The sequence below is a fragment of the Pseudoxanthomonas dokdonensis genome (assembly GCF_001431405.1).
GTDB lineage: Bacteria > Pseudomonadota > Gammaproteobacteria > Xanthomonadales > Xanthomonadaceae > Pseudoxanthomonas_A > Pseudoxanthomonas_A dokdonensis.
This window is the reverse complement of sequence record NZ_LDJL01000009.1, coordinates 113,776-131,012: the sequence shown is the minus strand read 5'-3', so window position 1 is coordinate 131,012 and position 17,237 is coordinate 113,776. Positions and strand designations below refer to the sequence as shown.

Genomic DNA, 17,237 nt, shown 5'->3' with positions numbered 1-17,237 from the left:
AGGCCGGGAATTGTTGCACGATGGCACGCCAGCGGAATCGCCGTCTGTTCAGCTTTTGCCTGGCACCACGGCGGCGGCGGCCGGGGATCAGCCGCGCGGATGGTGCTTCAGGTGCAGTTGCTTGAGGTGTTCGCGTGCCACCAGCGTGTAGATCTGCGTGGTGGAAAGTGAAGCGTGTCCCAGCAACAGCTGCAAAGCGCGCAAATCGGCGCCATGGTTGAGCAGGTGGGTGGCGAAGCTGTGGCGCAGGCCGTGTGGACTGATCCGGGCCGGGTCGATGCCGGCCACGGCGGCATGGCGTTTGACCAGTACCCAGAACTGCTGCCGGGTCGGCGCCTGGCCGGCTTCGGTCAGGAACAACGCACTCGCCGGCTGCCGCGCCGCCAGCAACGGGCGGGCGCTGTCCAGATAACGCTGCAGCCAGTGCTGGGCCTCCTCGCCCAATGGCACCAGCCGCTCCTTGCTGCCCTTGCCGGTCACCCGCAGCACACCCTGGCGCAGGTTCAGCGCGGTGGCCGGCAGGTTGACCAGTTCGCTGACCCGCAAGCCGGCGGCATACATCAGTTCCAGCATCGCCCGGTCACGCAGGCCGCTGGCAGTCTCCACATCCGGCGCCGCCAGCAGGCCATCAATCTGCGACTCGGCCAGCGCCTTGGGCAGACTGCGCGGCAGCCGCGGCGGCTCCAGTAAAGCGGTCGGGTCATCCTGGCGGTCGCGGCGGCGCAGGCGATGGGCGAAGAATGCCCGCAACGACGACAACAGGCGGGCGTTGCTGCGTGGCGAGTAGCCGTGGCCCATGCGCCAGGAGAGATAGTCGAACAGACCGGCGCGGTCGGTGCCGCACAGGCCACCTTCGCGGCCATTGCGCCAGCGTGCAAACCCTTCCAGATCACGTCGATAGCTGTCCAGCGACGGCTGCGCCAGGCCACTTTCGGCCCAGATCGCATCGAGGAACGCGGCGATGGCCATCTCGTCAGCGGCCGGTACCGGCGGCAGCGCCATCATCAGTTCGCGGCGTTGCGCGGGCGTGGTCGAACTCATCGGCGCAGCATAGAACGGCTTCGGCAATTTTCGTAGCGCAAAGCCTGCGCCGCGACCCGGGGCACGCCGATCGAAGGTCCAGCCAACGCTGCAGCCAGCGCTTCAGCCACCGCGGCACAGCTGTCAGCGCGGGCGATGACAGGCTGCCCCCACTTGCGCCGCGCGCTATCCTGATCCGATGACGACCATCACTTCCGCTCCATCCTCGCCTTCCCGTTCGCGCGCCCTGATCGGCTGGCGCCTGCTGGCGCTGCTGTACGACGTGTGGCCGGTGCTGGCGCTGTGGATGCTGATTGGCACCGCTTTCACCGTCGGATACACCTTTCTTGGACATCACGACACGCACCAGAACATCGCCCCCTTCAGCCCGCTGCAATGGCTGCTGTGGGCCTGCTGCTGGCTGGTCGCTGGCCTCTACGCGGTGGTGAGCTGGCATCGTGGCGGCCAGACCCTGGGCATGCGTCCGTGGCGGCTGAAGGTGGTCGCCGCTGACGGTGGCCGGCCCAGCGCCAGCGCCCTGTGGAAACGCTATGCCATCGCCACGCTGTCGACACTGGCCGCCGGGCTGGGGTTCTGGTGGGCGTGGCTGGACAAGGACAAACTGACCCTGCATGACCGTTTCAGCGGCACCCGCATGATCCGCCTGCCGAAGCGCTGATTCCGGCATCTGCCGGTCAGCCTTGTCCTTGTAGAGCGAAGCCTGCTCCGCTGAAACATCCAGCATTCGGCAAAGCACCGGACATTGCGCCCGAAGCAGCGGAGCAAGCTCCGCTCTACAGCCAGCGTATGACCTGCGCTAGTTGCTGCGCCGCCTGAAGAACCACATCGATGCTGCCAGCAGCACGATCGGCGGCATCGCGTAGGCAAAGCGGAAGTCCAGATGGAAGGCACCGGCCAGGCGAACGAACTGCAGCTGCAGCGCCCAGAAGCCGACCGCGAACAGGATGCCCATGAACAAGCGCTTGCCCATGCCGCCGCTGCGCAGGCTGCCGAACGCGAACGGGATCGCGGCCAGGCACAAGGCCAGCACGCTGAGCGGATAGAACCAGCGGCTCCAGTACAGGTCTTCGTATTCGCGCGCGTCCAGGCCGTTGCGCTTGCGGTACTGGATGTTCTGCCCCAGCTCGCGGGTCGGCAGATTGCGGACTTTGGTCATGCCGGCCGCCAGCACCGAACTGTCGAGTTTGGAATCCCAGCGCTGCTCGGGCAGGCGGGTCTCGCTGACCGAACGCTCGTTGAAGGCGACCCGGTGCACGTCCTTGAGCAGCCAGTAACCAGGGTGATGTTCGGCCTGCTTGACCCGGGCGATCGCGGCCAGGCGACCGTCATCGGCCATTTCATACAGCCGCACGTCCTTCAGCAGCAGCGAATCGCCGGCCGCACCGGTTCCGTCCTCACCGCTTTGCGCGTACAGGAAGGTGTTGCCCTCGCGCGCCCAGATGCCATAGAACTTGTCGATCGCCACCGCGTCGCCGGTGCGCGCGGCGATCTTCATGCTGTCGGCCTGGCGCTGGCCCCACGGAGCAATGGTTTCGCCGCTGACCACCATCAACCCGGTCAACAGGGTGATGGCCGCGGCGACCGAAATGCTCAGGCGCCGGCGCGACAGCCCCAACGCACGCAAGGCGGTCAGTTCCGAGCTGGCCGCCAGTTGCCCCAGCCCCATCAGCGAACCAATCACCGCCGCGGTGGGGAACATGGTGTAGGCCCGGCGCGGCACCGTGTACATCACATAGGCAACCGCGTGGCCAAAGGTGTAATTGCCCTTGACGTCACCGACCTGGTCGGCCAGCGCCATGATCACGTCCAGCCCGACCAGCACCGCCCAGGTCAGCAACACCGTGCCCAGCACCATGCGGCCGACGTACAGATCATGCAGCGACGGACGCAACCTCATGCGCGCACCCGCCGCGGCCGGCTCAGTTGGCCATCACGCAGATAGAACCAGACACCCGCGGCCAGCAGCGGCAGGCTCAGCCACCACATGCCCAGCAGCGCCGGAATCCTGCCCTCGCCCAGCCACTGGATGCCGTTGAACATCACACTGACGGCAATGACATACCCCAGAAAACCCATCATCACCCGGCCATAGCGCTGCTGCCGCGGCGCGCTGCGCGCCAATGGCAGGGTCAGCAGGGCGAATGCCAGCGCCAGCAACGGCGGGGTCAGACGCGCATGCAACTGGGCATTGGCGGCCGGCCGCTGGTCGCTGAGCAGGGCCCGCGTCGGCAGGATTTCCGGGGCGTCCTTTTCCATCGTTTCGCTGCTGTCGGGCAGCGCAATCTCGTTGCGGGCAAAGCGCATCATCCGGTAATCGAGGTCATCGCCAACCGGGCCTTCCACCCGGAAGCCCTTGTCCAGGCTCAGGAAACGCCCGCGTTCGCCCTCGAAGAACATCTTGCCGGTCTGGGCACTGACCACGTCGACGCGGTCATCCTGCTGGCGGTGCATGAATACCCGGCTCAGGCCGGTGCCGTCGTCGGAGATGCCGCTGACATAGACCACCCCGCCGTTGGAGAGCACGGTGAACTTGCCCGCTTCCAGCCCAGACACCACCAGGCTGCGGTTGGCCCGCTCCAGCATGTCCTGCGCGGTCCGTTGCGCCCACGGCCCCAGCCACAGCGAGCACAGCGCCACCAGCACCACCACCGGCACCACCAGCATCAGCAACGGCCGCAGCAGCCGCCGCGGGCCGACCCCGGTGCCGGTGAACACGGCCATTTCCGAGTCCCGGTACAACCGCGAGAACGCCAGCAACAGGCCCAGCATCAACGCCAGCGGCAGGATGTATGGCAAATAACTTACGAACTGCAGCCCCAGCTGCGACAGCAGCAGGCGCGCCGGCACCTTGCCATCGGCGATGCGGCCCAGGATATCGGCGACCACGCCACTGACACTGACCATCAGCAGGATGATCAGGGTCGCCAGAAAGCTCTGGGTGAATTCACGAAGAAGGTAGCGATCCAGCTTGGGCATCGAGCTTGATTTACAATCCGGGGTTCGTTCGCTGGGTTTCCGGAGTGGCTCGCACTCCGGCACGACCTGCGATTGTACGGAACTGAACACGGAATCTGCTCAATGACCCTGGAATTCTCCCTGAACCACCAGTCGCCGGCCTCGGTCGACGTGGACTGCGTCGTGGTAGGCGCCTATGCCGATCACTCACTCACGCCAGCGGCCATGGCCATCGACAAGGCCAGCGATGGCAGGCTGTCGGCATTGCTGTCGCGCGGCGACATCAGCGGCAAGACCGGCAAGGTCACCGTGTTGCATGACATCGGCGGCATCGCCGCGTTGCGGGTGATGGTGGTCGGGCTGGGCGACGCCGGCAAGTTCGGCGTGCCGCAGTACCTGAAGGCGGTCGCCGACGCGGCCCGTGCGCTGAAGACCGGCCCCTCGGCCAAAGCGCTGTTCACCCTGACCGATGCGCCGGTCGCCCAGCGCGACGACGGCTGGAAGATCCGCCAAGCGGTCATCGCCAGCGACCATGCCTGCTACCGCTACACCGCCACCCTGGGCAAGAAGAAGCCCGCCGAGGCCGGCCTCAAGCACCTGCTGGTCAGCGGCAGCGACGAACAGGCACTGGCGCAGGGTGTCGGCATTGCCGCCGGCGTGGCCTTTGCCCGCGAACTGGGCAACCTGCCGCCGAACATCTGCAACCCGGCCTATGTGGCCGAGCACTGCCGCAATTTCGCCGCCGAACACGGCGCGGAAAGCGAAATCCTCGACGAAGCGCAGATGGAAGCACTCGGCATGGGCTCGCTGCTGGCGGTCGCCCGCGGCTCGGCCAACCGTCCGCACCTGGTCGTGCTCAAGCACAACGGCGGCGGCGACGCCAAGCCGTATGTGCTGGTCGGCAAGGGCATCACCTTCGATACCGGTGGCGTCAACCTCAAGGTCCAGGGCGGCATCGAGGACATGAAGTTCGACATGTGCGGCGCGGCCAATGTCATCGGCACCTTCGTCGCCGCGGTCAAGATGCAGCTGCCGATCAACCTGGTGGTGGTGGTGCCGGCGGTCGAGAACGCCATCGACGGCAATGCCTATCGTCCCAGCGACGTCATCACCAGCATGTCCGGCAAGACCATCGAAGTCGGCAACACCGACGCCGAAGGCCGCCTGATCCTGTGCGACGCATTGACCTACGCCCAGCGTTTCGAACCACAGGCATTGCTCGACGTGGCCACCCTGACCGGTGCCTGCATGGTCGCACTGGGCAAGCATGCCACCGGCCTGATGAGCAAGCACGACGATCTGGCCAACGAACTGCTGCAGGCCGGCGAGCATGTCTTCGATCGCGCCTGGCGCCTGCCGTTGTGGGACGAATACCAGCCGCAGCTGGATTCGGCGTTTGCCGACGTCTACAACATCGGCGGCCGCTGGGGTGGCGCGATCACCGCTGGCTGCTTCCTGTCGCGGTTCACCGAAGACCAGCGCTGGGCGCACCTGGACATCGCCGGCGTGGCCAATGGCGACGGCAAGATGGGCATGGCCACTGGCCGGCCGGTCGGCCTGCTGACCCAGTGGCTGCTGGATCGCGCCGCAGCATGATCCACGACATGCCGGGACGCAGCGGTCGGGTGGCTTTTTTCCGCTTCCGCGCCCGCTGCGCCGGTGCAGGTTGAATCCGATGCCCAGAGCTGATTTCTACCTGATTGCCAAGCCGCGCTTCCTCGGCGAACCCTTGCGCCTGGTCTGCGAGCTGGCGCGCAAGTCCTACGACGCCGGCCTGTGGACGCTGATCCTGGTCCGCGACGACGCCCAGGCCGAGGAGCTGGACGAGCTGTTGTGGGCGTTCGATGACGACGCCTACGTGCCGCACCAGGTCGCCGGTACCGACGAGGAAGACGAGTTGACCCCGGTGCTGATCGCGCCGCCGCAGGTCGACGTGCCTGCACGGGCGCTGGTCATCAACCTGCGCGACGAAGCCTTTGCCGGCGCCTGCGAGCGGGTACTGGAAGTGGTGCCGGCCGACGAGTCGGCGCGCGGTCCACTGCGCGAGCGCTGGAAGCAGTACAAGGCCAGTGGTTTTGAAGTAAACAAGCACGACATGTAGCGTTGTTGCGCTCCCTGCAACGGGAGCCATGGCGACGAGCGTCGCGGCAGCGGCGCCCGGACCCCGTTTCGGCACGTCTTCCGGCGTCGGAAGATTCCGCGATTCCCTCTTTCGATTTACACCTGGCACATGACCGATCTCGCCCCCAGTTACGAACCCAAATCCTTCGAAACCCGGCTCTACGCGCAGTGGGAGCAGGCCGGCTACTTCAAGCCGAGCGGCAGCGGCCAGCCGTATACCGTGCTGTTGCCGCCGCCGAATGTGACCGGCACCCTGCACATGGGCCATGCATTCCAGCACACGCTGATGGACGCACTGGTGCGCTATCACCGCATGCTCGGTTACGACACGTTGTGGCAGATGGGTAGCGACCACGCCGGCATCGCCACCGAGATGGTGGTCAGCCGCAACCTGGCGCTGGAAGGCAACGGTGAAACCCGCGACTCGCTGGGCCGCGACGGCTTCATCGAGAAAGTCTGGGCGTGGAAAGAAAAATCCGGCGACACCATCGAAAAGCAGATGCGCCGCCTCGGTACCTCCGGTGACTGGTCACGCAGTGTGTTCACCATGGATCCGATGGCCGCCGAAGCGGTCATCGAAGCGTTCGTGCGCCTGCATGAGGAAGGCCTGATCTATCGCGGCCAGCGCCTGGTCAACTGGGATCCGGTGCTGAAAACCGCCATTTCCGATCTGGAAGTGGAAAATGTCGAGCAGGATGGTTTCCTGTGGTCGATCGCCTATCCGTTGGCCGATGGCAGCGGCTACGAACACGTCGAACACGATGGCGACGGCAACGAAGTGCTGCGTGAGAATCGCAATTACCTCATCGTCGCCACCACCCGCCCGGAAACCCTGCTCGGCGACGCCGCGGTTGCGGTCCACCCGGACGATCCGCGCTACGCGCAGCTGATTGGCAAGACCGTCAACCTGCCACTGACCGATCGCCAAATCCCGATCATCGCGGATACTTACGTCGAGCGTGAATTCGGCACCGGCGTGGTCAAGATCACCCCTGCGCACGATTTCAATGATTACCAGGTCGGCATGCGACACCAGCTGCCGCTGATCAATATCCTGACCCCGCAAGCGGCCATCAACGAGCTGGCGCCGGAAAAATACCGTGGCCTGGATCGCTTCGAAGCGCGCAAAGTGATGCTGGCGGATCTGGAAGAAGCAGGCCTGCTGGTCGAGACCAGGCCGCACAAGCTGCAGGTGCCCAAGGGCGACCGTACCGGCCAGATTATCGAGCCGTATCTGACCGAGCAGTGGTTCGTGAAAATGGACACCCTGGGCGAACGCGGCCTGCAGCTGGCCAACGATGGCGATGTCCGCTTCGTCCCCAACAACTGGATCAACACCTATCGCCACTGGATGGAAAATCTGCAGGACTGGTGCGTCAGCCGGCAGATGTGGTGGGGCCACCGCATCCCGGCCTGGTTCGGCAGCGACGGCAAACCCTATGTCGGGCGCAGTCTGGAAGAAGCGCAGGCCAAGGCGCGCGCGGCCGGTTACCACGGCGAACTCAGCGAAGCCGATCGCGACAGCGACGTGCTGGAAACCTGGTTCTCCTCCGCGCTCTGGCCGTTCAGTACCCAAGGCTGGCCGAACCCGGCGCTGATGGCGCAACGCGGTTTCGATCGTTACCTGCCGAGCAGCGTGCTGGTCACCGGCTTCGACATCATCTTCTTCTGGGTGGCGCGGATGATCATGATGAGCGACCACTTCACCGGCCAGGTCCCGTTCAAGGACGTCTACATCACCGGCCTGATCCGAGACAAGGACGGACAGAAGATGTCCAAGTCCAAGGGCAATGTGCTGGACCCGCTGGACATCATCGACGGCATCAGCCTGGAACAACTGGTGGCCAAGCGCACCAGCGGCCTGATGCAGCCGAAAATGGCCGAGAAAATCGAGAAAGCCACGCGCAGGGAATTCCCCGACGGCATCATCGCCCATGGCGCCGACGCGCTGCGCTTCACCATCGCCGCACTGGCCACCCATGGCCGCGACATCAAGTTCGACATGAGTCGTGCCGAGGGTTACAAGAACTTCTGCAACAAACTGTGGAATGCCACCCGCTTCGTGCTGATGAACACCGCCGATGTCCGCATCGATGCGGCCACCGGGCAACCGGCGTTGCCGCCGGCATTGACCGATGCCGAGCGCTGGATCCTCGCCCGCCTGGCCAAGGCCAGCGCCGACGCACAGACCCACTTCGCCAACTATCGCTTCGACCTGCTGGCGCAATCGTTGTACGAATTCATCTGGAACGAGTTCTGCGACTGGTTCCTGGAGCTGGCCAAACCGGCGCTCAATGGCGACGACGCACAGGCCGCCGACAGCACCCGCCACACCCTGCTGTATGTACTGGAGGCGCTGCTACGGTTGCTGCATCCGCTGACTCCGTTCGTCACCGAGGAACTGTGGCAACAGGTCGCACCGCGACTGGGCATTGATGCCGCGACGATCTCGCAGCGTGCCTACCCCAGCGCCGAGGATTTCGCCGTGGCCGGCTATGCCGATGCCGAGACCGACATCGAATGGCTGAAGCGGATCATCTCCGCGTTGCGCCGTGTGCGCAGCGAATTGAACGTGCCACCGGCCAAGAGCATCAGCTTGCTGCTGCAGGCCGGTGACGAAAGCGACCGCCTGCGCACCCAGCGGTTTGCCTCGCAGCTGGGCTTCCTGCTCAAGCTGGACAGCATGCAATGGCTGCCGGCCGGCACCGATGCGCCCGCCTCGGCGGCAGCGGTGGTCGGCGATCTGGAACTGCTGGTGCCACTGCACGGACTGGTCGATCTGGAAGCCGAGCGCGTGCGCCTGGACAAGGAGATCAAGCGGGTGGAAGGCGAAATCGGCAAGTGCAACGGCAAGCTGTCCAACGACACCTTCGTCGCCAACGCGCCGGCGGCCGTGGTCGAACAGGAACGCGCCCGCCTGCAGGACTGGACCCGCCAGTTGAGCGGCCTGCGCGAACAACGCAACAAGCTTTGAATCGATTGGGTCGCCATCGACGGGATGGCGGCCGTTGACTCCCGCATCCCGGCAGCGGCGCAGACCTGAAGCCCGCTACAGTGCAGGCATCCGATCGATATCCCCGGCCACCAGTTCGATCGCCATCACCAGTGCGTCCTCGCGGCCGTCATGCGACGGGTAATAGCGCGGACGGCGGCCGATTTCGTTGAATCCTTCGCTGTGGTACAGGGTGATCGCGCCCGGGTTTGATGGCCGGACTTCGAGGAATACCCGCCCCGCCCGGTGTTCGCGCGCCAGCTGCACCAGCGCACGCAGCAGCTGTCGTCCCAGGCCGCGCCCCTGCCTTTCGGGCGCCACGCAGACATTGAGGATGTGCGCCTCGTCGGCGGCCACGCTGATCAGGCCGTAACCGATCAACAGGCCGTGCTCCAGCAGCGCCCACGACGGATAGCCGGCTTTCAGGCAGTCACGGAAAATGCCACGCGTCCACGGAAACGGATAGGCGCGCAATTCGATCGCCATCACTGCGTCCAGGTCGCTCTCGCGCAATGGCCGCAATTCGATGGCCGACGGCAGCTGGCCCGGTTCGCCAGGCAGTGCGCTCACGATTGCGAAGCCTTGCGCAGCGCACGCAGGGTCGGCCACAACGCACGTTTGGCCGCCGGATTTCCACGCAGTTCAGCGCTGCTGGGCCACTGCGCGAAGATCGCTTCGGCACCCGGTGCATTGGGATTGCAGCCCGATGCACGCACCAGCGCGATATGCAGGCGGTCAGGCAAGCCGCTGCTGCGCCGCGCAGGCGGCGACGGTCGCCGCGTCTGCGGCGCTGGCTCGGGCGCGGGCCGGCTGCGGCTCGACCTGTCGGCTGGCGGTTCGGATCGGGGCTGCAACCTGGGCGCGCTGACGTCGTGACCGGTCAACACCACTGAATCATCGACGGCAACCGCATCATCAGCTGGCTCAGCCAGCGCTGCTTCGTCGGCACGCAGATAGATCGTATGGCCCAGCGCCGACAGCCATTGGTACTGCTGCGCCGACCATAATGCCTGGTCGTCGTTGCCAGTCATGCGTCGCCGCTACGCTGGCGGACGCGTTGCCACGCCCACATCGCCGGCCCGGACAGCGCGTAGGTCGCGCCAATCACGAACAACACCCGCGGCGGATCGGTAAACAGCACCGCCAGCACCACCGCCACCAGGATCAACGCGACGAATGGAATCCGGTCCGCGCGCGCGCCCCCTTCACCGCTGCCCTTGAAACTCCAGAAGCGTATCCGGCTGACCATCAGCAACGCCGCCACTGCGGTGACCAGCAACGCCACGTAGCGCAGTTCCTCACCGCTCCAGCCCAGCGAGCCATCAGCAAAAGCCCATACGAACGACATCATCAGCCCGGCCGCGGCCGGGCTGGCCAGACCGATGAACCAGCGTTTATCGACCGAGCCTACCTGGGTATTGAAGCGCGCCAGCCGCAGCGCCGCGCAGGCGACATACAGAAAGGCCACGGTCCAGCCCATCCGCCCTATCACCACGCTGTCGAACTTGAGCGCCGACAATGACCAGTGGTACATCACCAGTGCCGGTGCCAGGCCAAAGCTGACCAGATCGGCCAGCGAGTCGTACTGGACACCGAATTCGCTGCTGGTGCCGGTCAGCCGCGCGACCCGGCCGTCGATGCCGTCCATCACCCCGGCCACGAACACCGCGATCGCGGCCTGGGCGAAATGCCCGTTGGCGGCGGCGATGATGGCGTAGAAACCTGAAAACAGGCCCGCGGTGGTGAACAGGTTGGGCAGCAGATAGATGCTGCGGTGGCGCGGCGGCGGCGGGATCTGGTTCATGGGTCGCAGTTTAGCCCAGCCACCGCAGTCCTGACTTGCCAGTCGCGGCGCGGGGTGCTGGAATCACGTTTTGCCCTTGCCGACCGGAGCTGCCCATGCGTCCTACCCGTTCCCTGCGCGCCCGCCCGTGGCTGCGCGGCGTTGCCCTCGCCGGGCTGGTCGCCGCCGGTCTTGCCAGCACCTGCGCGCCGGCGGTTGCCGGGCAGGTGTACCAGTGGAAGGACGCCAAGGGCGTTACCCATTACTCGGACAAGCCGCCGGCCGGGCAGAATTTCAAGGATCGTCGTATCGACAACCGTGGCGAGCCGCTGGCCAGCGCCGATGCTGTCGGCACCCCGGTGGAAAACCCGCAATGCACCACCGCCAAGCTCAACCTGAGCCTGCTCAACAGCAACGACAGCGTGCGCCAGTCCAACGCCGACGGCACTCCCGGCAAGGTCCTGGACGAAACCGAGCGCCAGAACCAGAAGGATCTGGCCGCCGCCGCGGTCAAGGCCTATTGCACGCCAGTCGCTCCGGCCGGCACCGGCGTCGGTACCTGACGCCCCCTGCGGCTCTGGCCCGGCAGGCGTTTGCCGCCATCGCCTGCCGCAACGCATCATTCACAACGCCACATTCAGCGGCGAAGGCTGGCAAAATAGTCGTTTCCGCCTGACGTGACCCCGCACGATGCGACTATCGCAATTCCACCTCCGCACCACCAAGGAAACCCCGTCCGACGCCGAGCTGATCAGCCACCGGCTGATGCTGCGCACCGGCATGATCCGCAAACTGGCATCGGGCCTGTACACCTGGTCACCGCTGGGCCTGCGGGTGTTGCGCAAGGTCGAGGCGGTGGTGCGCGAGGAAATGAACCGCGCCGGTGCCGTCGAACTGCTGATGCCGACCATCCAGCCGCGCGATCTGTGGGAAGAAACCGGCCGCTGGCAGAAGTTCGGCGGTCAGCTGCTGAAGCTGAAGGACCGCAAGGAGCAGGAATTCTGTTACGCGCCGACTGCCGAGGAAGTCATCACCGACTTCGCCCGCCAGGAACTGGTCAGCTACAAGCAGCTGCCGGTCAACTTCTACCAGGTGCAGACCAAGTTCCGCGATGAAATCCGGCCACGCTTCGGGGTGATGCGGGCGCGCGAGTTCCTGATGAAGGACGCCTATTCGTTCCATCTCAGCGATGAGGATCTGGAGCGCGAATACCGCAACATGCATGCGGCCTACTCGCGTATTTTCACCCGCCTGGGGCTGCAGTTCCGTGCGGTACTGGCCGACTCGGGTGCCATCGGTGGCGATGCCTCGCAGGAATTCCACGTGCTGGCCGACTCGGGCGAGGACGCGATCGCGTTCTCGACCGCCTCCGATTACGCGGCCAATGTCGAAGCCGCGCAGGCCGTTGAGCCGGCACCGCGTGCCGCCGCCAGCCAGACCATGAAGAAGGTCGCCACCCCGGTGCAGAAGACCTGCGAGGACGTGGCCGCGCTGCTGGACATCCCGCTGGCGCACACGGTCAAGTCGATCGCGGTCGTCGGCAACGAGGGCTTCGTGCTGGTACTGGTGCGTGGCGACCATGCGCTGAACGAAATCAAGCTGCGCAAGGTCAGTGGGCTGGCCGAACACCGCATGGCCAGCGAAGCGGAAATCGAGGAACACCTCGGTTGCGTCCCGGGTTTCCTCGGGCCGTTGCAGCCGCGGCGGCCAATCCGGGTGATCGCTGATCGTGAAGTCGCGGCGATGGCCGACTTCGTCGTCGGTGCCAACGAAGCCGGCTTCCACCTGACCGGCGTCAACTGGGGCCGTGATCTGCCGGAACCGGACGAGGTCGCCGACATCCGCAACGTGGTCGCCGGCGACAAGGCGCGTGACGGTGGCGAAATCCGTCTCGCGCGCGGCATCGAGGTCGGCCACATCTTCCAGCTCGGTCGCAAGTACGCACAGGCGATGGACGCCACCGTTCTCGACGAGAACGGCAAGTCCGCGACCCTGGCGATGGGCTGCTACGGCATCGGCGTGTCGCGGATTGTCGCCGCCGCGATCGAGCAGAATCACGATGACAACGGCATCGTCTGGCCGCTGCCGATGGCACCCTGGCAGGTCGCGGTCTGCGTGATCAATCCGAAGAACGACGCCTCGGTCAACGATGCCGCCGTGGCCCTGCTCGAGCAGTTGCAGCAGGCTGGCTGGGACGCGGTACTGGATGACCGCGGACTGCGTCCGGGGGCGATGTTCGCCGACATCGAGCTGCTCGGCATCCCTCATCGAGTGGTGGTGTCCGAGCGTGGACTGGCTGCCGGCACCTACGAATACCGTTCGCGCAGCGGCAGTGAATCGGAGAACCTGGACCATGCCGCACTGATGGCTCGCCTGCAGAGCTGATTCGCGTTTCCGGCGCGGACAGGTGGCAATAAACCCAGGATCGGACGTGAGTCCGGTCCTGTTCTTTTTCTGCCACATTTGAATATTCTTAATCAACTCGATTATCATCCGGACAACCATGGATGGTTCACCCATCCATGATTTGTTTTTCGGAGAAATAAATGTCAGTCGATTTGAGTGGCCTGTCGGCCAAAGAACTTTCCGCCTTGATCAACAAGGCCAAGCAACAGCAGACCAAGCTGGCCAAGCGCAACTCGATCACCTCGGTGCGCAGCCGCATCAACAAGTTCCTGAAGGCCGAGGGCTACACGATTGAAGAACTGTTTGGCAGCGTCGCCGCGCCAGCCAAGCGTGGTCGCAAGCCGGGCAAGACCGCCGCAGCCGCCAAGCCGGGTCCGAAGAAAGGCCGCAAGCTTGGCAAGGTGCCGCCAAAGTACCGCAACCCGGCCAATCCGAAGGAACAGTGGAGCGGTCGTGGCAAGCAGCCACGCTGGATGGCCGAGCAGGTCGCCAAGGGCAAGAAGCCGGAAGATTTCCTGATCAAGAAACGCTGATCAGAAGCCTGGAAACAAGAGAAACGCCGGCATCGCCGGCGTTTTTTCCGCGCTAGAGATTCTTGCGCGCGGACACCAGCAGGTTGCCGAACAACAGGCCGGCAATCAGCGCCATTACTATGTTCATCACTCCGAGCAAGGCTGATTGGCCGACGCCCATGTCCTGCTGCTGCACCAGCGACATCAGCCCGCGCAGGCTGGCGCTGCCGGGAACCAGCATCAGGATGCCCGGCACCCGGATGATGGCACCGGGCCGGTTGGCCCAGCGCGCGAACGCATTGCCGCCAGCGGTCACCACCAGTGCCGACAGGAAAATCCCGGCCGGGCTACCCCACGCGGCACCGGCGCTGCGCGAGATCACATAGCCGATGATCGAGGCGGTAATCACCCAGACATAATCACGGCGATGCGCCCGGAACAACACCGCGAATGCGTAAGCAGCCAGTACCAGCGCGGTCCACTCCACCCAGTCCGGCTGCGGCCGCAGCGCGCGCACTTCAGGGTACAGGCCCAGCAACTGGGCCAATGTCACCGCCAACACACTGCCGACGGTCAGCTTGAGGATGGTCGCCATCGCCCCGGCAAAACGGGCGATGCCGGATACCAGATGCTGGCTGGTCAGTTCATTGACCGAGTTGGTCAGCGCCATGCCCGGCAGCAGGACGATCAGTGACGCGATGATCACGGTATTGAGATTGAGCGGGGCGACGAAATTGGCGACCAGCAAGGTCACCCCGCTGGCGACCAGCGCGGCGATGGCATCGCCGGCTTCCTTCATCTGCGGACGCCGCTCGATGAACAGGAACAGCAGGCCGATCAACAGGCCGATGATGCCGGCGGTGGCGATGTCGAGCCACGGCAGGCGCCACAAGGCCGCCACCGCGGCCGAGGCCAGCCCCGAGGCCAGCAGCTCCAGCAACCTGCGCCCACCACTGGCGGGTGTATCCAGTTTGCGCAACGCGCTGTGGCCATCGGCCACGCTCATCTTGCCGGCCACTACATCCTCGGCGATGCGGTCGGTCTCGCTGAGCTTGTTCAAGTCGGTTTCACCCAGGCCCAGGCGCAGCACCCGGGTGGTATCGGTGGCGCCCAGGGGGCGGGTCGGATCGTTGAAACTCAGGATGATGCCGGTCGGACTGGACCACGGCTCGCAGTCCACGCCCAGCCGCTGCGACAGCGCGATGACCGTGCTTTCCATGCGTTGGGCGGTGGTGCCGTAGCGGTGCAGGCGGCTGGCCATCTCACTGACAAAGCCAACGCGCTGCGCATAGGTGGTGGCCGCTGAAGTATCCGTCATCACATTAGTATGAGGCCAAGCACGCGGCTGGGATCAATGCGGTCAGCGCCACGTTGCCGCAGTGTTTACACTGTCCGGCTGCGGAGCGACGGGAGGCAGGGTGGACAGCGGATTGGGAGAGGCGCTTTCGTTGGCCAGCGCGGCCACCTGGGCAGTCGGGGTCATCCTGGCCCGACAGCTCGGCGCGCATATACCGCCGCTGGCGTTGGCGCTGCTGAAGAATGGCATGGTGCTGATGGTGCTGCTGCCATTGGCCCTGCTGTTGCATGGGCATGCGTGGCCAACGATGGCAGCCGCGCAATGGGCCTGGGTGCTGCTGAGCGGCGTGCTGGGCATTGCGGTCGCCGACACCCTGTACTTCCGTGCATTGAACGAACTCGGCGCCGGGCGCATGGGCGTCATCGGCAACCTCTACAGTCCTTCGGTGCTGCTGCTGGGCTATGTGTTCCTGGGCGAACGGCTTGGCGGCTGGCAATGGCTGGGGTTCGCCCTGGTGGCGCTGGGGGTGTTGCTGGTGGCGCGACCGCCAAGCCAGTGGCGCACCCAGCCCCGGCATGGCGTGCGCGGCGTGCTGATCGGTATGTTGTCGATTGCGCTGATGGCCATCGCCATCGTGATGGTCAAGCAGCCACTGGAGCAGCACTCGCTGATCTGGATCACCGTGCTGCGTTTGCTCGGTGCGGTGGCCGGGCTCGCCGTGCTGTCGCGGCTGCCGGCGCTGCGCAGCCTGGTAACGTTTGATGCCTCACAGGTGCCATGGCCACGACTGTGGGTTGCCGCACTGTTGGGACAGGGGGTGTCGATGCTGTTGTGGCTGGGTGGTTACAAATACACCAGCGCTTCGATAGCCGCCATCCTCAATGAGAGCGCCTCGGTGTTCCTGGTCATGCTGGGTGCGTGGTGGCTGCGCGAGCCAGTTGGCAGGCGCGCCTGGGCCGGCGTGGTGCTTACCTTCACGGGCATAGCCTGTATGCTTTCTGGACGAGTGACACTATGACCCAGACCGACGCGCACCCCCAATGCCAGCAAGACCAGGACCGACCCGGGCAGATACGCCTGCAGGGTGACTGGACGCTTTCCACCGCACTGGTCGTGGCCGAACAACTGCGGCAGATTCCGGAAGGGGTGCGCGAACTCGACGCCAGCGGAATAGAGCGGATAGATTCAGCCGGCGTACTGCAGCTGCTGCGTTTTGCCAACCGCCGCGGGCTGGATGCCGACGCCATCAAGTTCCGCGAGGAACATCGCTCGCTGGTCTGCACCATCGAACTGGTCGCCGACGACCGTCCGCCGCACAAGCGCGATTATGGTTTCCTCGCCGCATTGTCGCGGCTCGGCTACCGGGTCCACGCCAACGCCCGCCAGACCGTCACCCTGCTCAGCTTCACCGGCGAGAATCTGGTCAAGCTGATTCGCCTGTTCAAGGAGCCACGGCGCTTCCGGCTGACCGCGACGGTCTCGCACATGGAAAGCGTGGGCCTGGATGCGGTGCCGCTGGTGGCGGTGTTGTCGTATCTAGTCGGCGCGGTCATCGCCTTCCTCGGCTCGACCGTGCTGCGCGATTTCGGTGCCGAGCTGTACGTCGTCGAACTGGTCAGCATCGCCTTCCTGCGCGAATTCGCCGTGCTGCTGACCGCGATCGTGCTGGCCGGCCGCACCGCCAGTGCATTCACCGCGCAGATCGGGGCGATGAAGAGCCGCGAGGAAGTCGATGCGATCCGCACCCTCGGCCTGGATCCGATTGATCTGCTGGTACTGCCGCGATTGATCGCGCTGGTATTGATGCTGCCGCTGCTGACCTTCCTGTCAATGTTGGCCGGCCTGGCCGGCGGCGTGACGGTGGGCGCGTTCGACCTGGACATCCCACCGCAGCTTTACCTGGCACGCATGCATGAAACCATCGAGATCAGGCACTTCCTGGTCGGCATGTCGAAGGCTCCGGTTTTCGCACTGGTGATCGGCCTGATTGGCTGCCTGGAAGGCATGCAGGTCGAAGGCACCGCGCAATCGGTCGGCGAGCGCACCACCTCGTCGGTGGTCCAGGCCATTTCGCTGGTCATCATCATCGACGCGATAGCGGCGATGTGGTTCCTGAACATGGGTTGGTGA

General features: G+C 65.1%; 15 protein-coding genes and 1 pseudogene. 9 read left to right on the top strand and 7 right to left on the bottom strand.

The annotated features are described in order from the left end of the window. Window positions 1–87 precede the first annotated feature (87 nt). The gene (xerD, locus tag ABB29_RS09275) at window positions 88–1,041 is read right to left on the bottom strand and encodes a site-specific tyrosine recombinase XerD (RefSeq protein WP_057658363.1); all 954 of its coding nucleotides are present in this window, start codon (window positions 1,039–1,041) and stop codon (window positions 88–90) included. A gap of 187 nt (window positions 1,042–1,228) precedes the next feature. Between xerD and ABB29_RS09270 the strand changes: the two genes are divergently transcribed. Beyond that, entirely contained in the window at window positions 1,229–1,699 is a 471-nt protein-coding gene (locus ABB29_RS09270; RefSeq protein WP_211260720.1) for an RDD family protein, read from the top strand. 138 nt (window positions 1,700–1,837) lie between these two features. Here ABB29_RS09270 and lptG read toward each other — a convergent pair whose 3' ends face one another. Together lptG and lptF are read right to left on the bottom strand one after the other, a co-directional pair. Then, window positions 1,838–2,938, bottom strand: coding sequence for an LPS export ABC transporter permease LptG (gene lptG / locus ABB29_RS09265; protein ID WP_057658360.1), 1,101 nt, complete (start codon window positions 2,936–2,938; stop codon window positions 1,838–1,840). Further along, the gene (gene lptF / locus ABB29_RS09260) at window positions 2,935–4,017 is read right to left on the bottom strand and encodes an LPS export ABC transporter permease LptF (RefSeq protein WP_057658358.1); all 1,083 of its coding nucleotides are present in this window, start codon (window positions 4,015–4,017) and stop codon (window positions 2,935–2,937) included. Before lptF ends, lptG begins: the two co-directional genes overlap by 4 nt. A 102-nt stretch (window positions 4,018–4,119) precedes the next feature. On the opposite strand from lptF, the gene ABB29_RS09255 reads away from it, so the two are divergent. The 3 genes from ABB29_RS09255 to ABB29_RS09245 all read left to right on the top strand — a co-directional run bounded on the left by ABB29_RS09255 (window position 4,120) and on the right by ABB29_RS09245 (window position 9,091). Next, entirely contained in the window at window positions 4,120–5,592 is a 1,473-nt protein-coding gene (locus ABB29_RS09255) for a leucyl aminopeptidase (RefSeq protein ID WP_057658356.1), read from the top strand. Window positions 5,593–5,671: 79 nt separating this feature from the next. Beyond that, complete coding sequence (locus tag ABB29_RS09250; RefSeq protein ID WP_057658354.1) at window positions 5,672–6,097, top strand: DNA polymerase III subunit chi; 426 nt, start codon at window positions 5,672–5,674, stop codon at window positions 6,095–6,097. Between the two features lie 129 nt (window positions 6,098–6,226). Beyond that, window positions 6,227–9,091, top strand: a complete 2,865-nt coding sequence (locus ABB29_RS09245) for a valine--tRNA ligase (protein WP_057658352.1) — start codon at window positions 6,227–6,229, stop codon at window positions 9,089–9,091. Between the two features lie 75 nt (window positions 9,092–9,166). On the opposite strand, the gene rimI is transcribed toward ABB29_RS09245, so the two are convergent. Genes rimI through pssA form a run of 3 tightly spaced genes read right to left on the bottom strand, consistent with a single transcriptional unit; the run spans window position 9,167 to window position 10,913 of the window. Continuing rightward, window positions 9,167–9,679: a ribosomal protein S18-alanine N-acetyltransferase gene (rimI, locus tag ABB29_RS09240; protein WP_057658351.1), complete on the bottom strand. Its 513-nt coding sequence runs from the start codon at window positions 9,677–9,679 to the stop codon at window positions 9,167–9,169. Then, window positions 9,676–10,140 carry a hypothetical protein gene (locus ABB29_RS09235; RefSeq protein ID WP_057658349.1) on the bottom strand — a complete coding sequence of 155 codons (465 nt, stop codon included), beginning with the start codon at window positions 10,138–10,140 and terminating at the stop codon, window positions 9,676–9,678. Before ABB29_RS09235 ends, rimI begins: the two co-directional genes overlap by 4 nt. Further along, a complete protein-coding gene (pssA, locus tag ABB29_RS09230) occupies window positions 10,137–10,913 on the bottom strand; it encodes a CDP-diacylglycerol--serine O-phosphatidyltransferase (protein ID WP_057658347.1) in 777 nt (258 codons plus the stop codon). The genes ABB29_RS09235 and pssA overlap by 4 nt, the downstream gene beginning before the upstream one ends. A 95-nt stretch (window positions 10,914–11,008) precedes the next feature. On the opposite strand from pssA, the gene ABB29_RS09225 reads away from it, so the two are divergent. The 3 genes and pseudogenes from ABB29_RS09225 to ABB29_RS09215 form a co-directional block, all read left to right on the top strand. Beyond that, window positions 11,009–11,455 carry a DUF4124 domain-containing protein gene (locus tag ABB29_RS09225; RefSeq protein ID WP_083487727.1) on the top strand — a complete coding sequence of 149 codons (447 nt, stop codon included), beginning with the start codon at window positions 11,009–11,011 and terminating at the stop codon, window positions 11,453–11,455. A 127-nt stretch (window positions 11,456–11,582) separates the two neighbouring features. Beyond that, on the top strand, window positions 11,583–13,277 hold the full coding sequence (locus ABB29_RS09220) for a proline--tRNA ligase (protein WP_057658345.1): 1,695 nt from the start codon (window positions 11,583–11,585) through the stop codon (window positions 13,275–13,277). Window positions 13,278–13,438: 161 nt separating this feature from the next. Further along, a pseudogene (locus tag ABB29_RS09215) lies at window positions 13,439–13,825 on the top strand (H-NS histone family protein); the annotation flags it as partial. Between the two features lie 58 nt (window positions 13,826–13,883). Here ABB29_RS09215 and ABB29_RS09210 read toward each other — a convergent pair. Next, entirely contained in the window at window positions 13,884–15,128 is a 1,245-nt protein-coding gene (locus tag ABB29_RS09210) for a threonine/serine exporter family protein (protein ID WP_057658341.1), read from the bottom strand. A gap of 100 nt (window positions 15,129–15,228) precedes the next feature. Between ABB29_RS09210 and ABB29_RS09205 the strand changes: the two genes are divergently transcribed. Together ABB29_RS09205 and ABB29_RS09200 are read left to right on the top strand one after the other, a co-directional pair. Further along, a complete protein-coding gene (locus tag ABB29_RS09205; RefSeq protein WP_170185861.1) occupies window positions 15,229–16,125 on the top strand; it encodes a DMT family transporter in 897 nt (298 codons plus the stop codon). After that, window positions 16,122–17,237, top strand: a complete 1,116-nt coding sequence (locus ABB29_RS09200; protein WP_057658337.1) for an ABC transporter permease — start codon at window positions 16,122–16,124, stop codon at window positions 17,235–17,237. Before ABB29_RS09205 ends, ABB29_RS09200 begins: the two co-directional genes overlap by 4 nt.

Coding starts and splice junctions, on each gene's coding strand:
- lptG (WP_057658360.1), bottom strand. CDS start 2,938: ATGAGGTTGCGTCCGTCGCTGCATGATCTGTACGTCGGCCGCATGGTG.
- ABB29_RS09245 (WP_057658352.1), top strand. CDS start 6,227: ATGACCGATCTCGCCCCCAGTTACGAACCCAAATCCTTCGAAACCCGG.
- xerD (WP_057658363.1), bottom strand. CDS start 1,041: ATGAGTTCGACCACGCCCGCGCAACGCCGCGAACTGATGATGGCGCTG.
- ABB29_RS09250 (WP_057658354.1), top strand. CDS start 5,672: ATGCCCAGAGCTGATTTCTACCTGATTGCCAAGCCGCGCTTCCTCGGC.
- ABB29_RS09220 (WP_057658345.1), top strand. CDS start 11,583: ATGCGACTATCGCAATTCCACCTCCGCACCACCAAGGAAACCCCGTCC.
- ABB29_RS09200 (WP_057658337.1), top strand. CDS start 16,122: ATGACCCAGACCGACGCGCACCCCCAATGCCAGCAAGACCAGGACCGA.
- ABB29_RS09225 (WP_083487727.1), top strand. CDS start 11,009: ATGCGTCCTACCCGTTCCCTGCGCGCCCGCCCGTGGCTGCGCGGCGTT.
- ABB29_RS09235 (WP_057658349.1), bottom strand. CDS start 10,140: ATGACTGGCAACGACGACCAGGCATTATGGTCGGCGCAGCAGTACCAA.
- ABB29_RS09210 (WP_057658341.1), bottom strand. CDS start 15,128: ATGACGGATACTTCAGCGGCCACCACCTATGCGCAGCGCGTTGGCTTT.
- ABB29_RS09255 (WP_057658356.1), top strand. CDS start 4,120: ATGACCCTGGAATTCTCCCTGAACCACCAGTCGCCGGCCTCGGTCGAC.
- lptF (WP_057658358.1), bottom strand. CDS start 4,017: ATGCCCAAGCTGGATCGCTACCTTCTTCGTGAATTCACCCAGAGCTTT.
- pssA (WP_057658347.1), bottom strand. CDS start 10,913: ATGAACCAGATCCCGCCGCCGCCGCGCCACCGCAGCATCTATCTGCTG.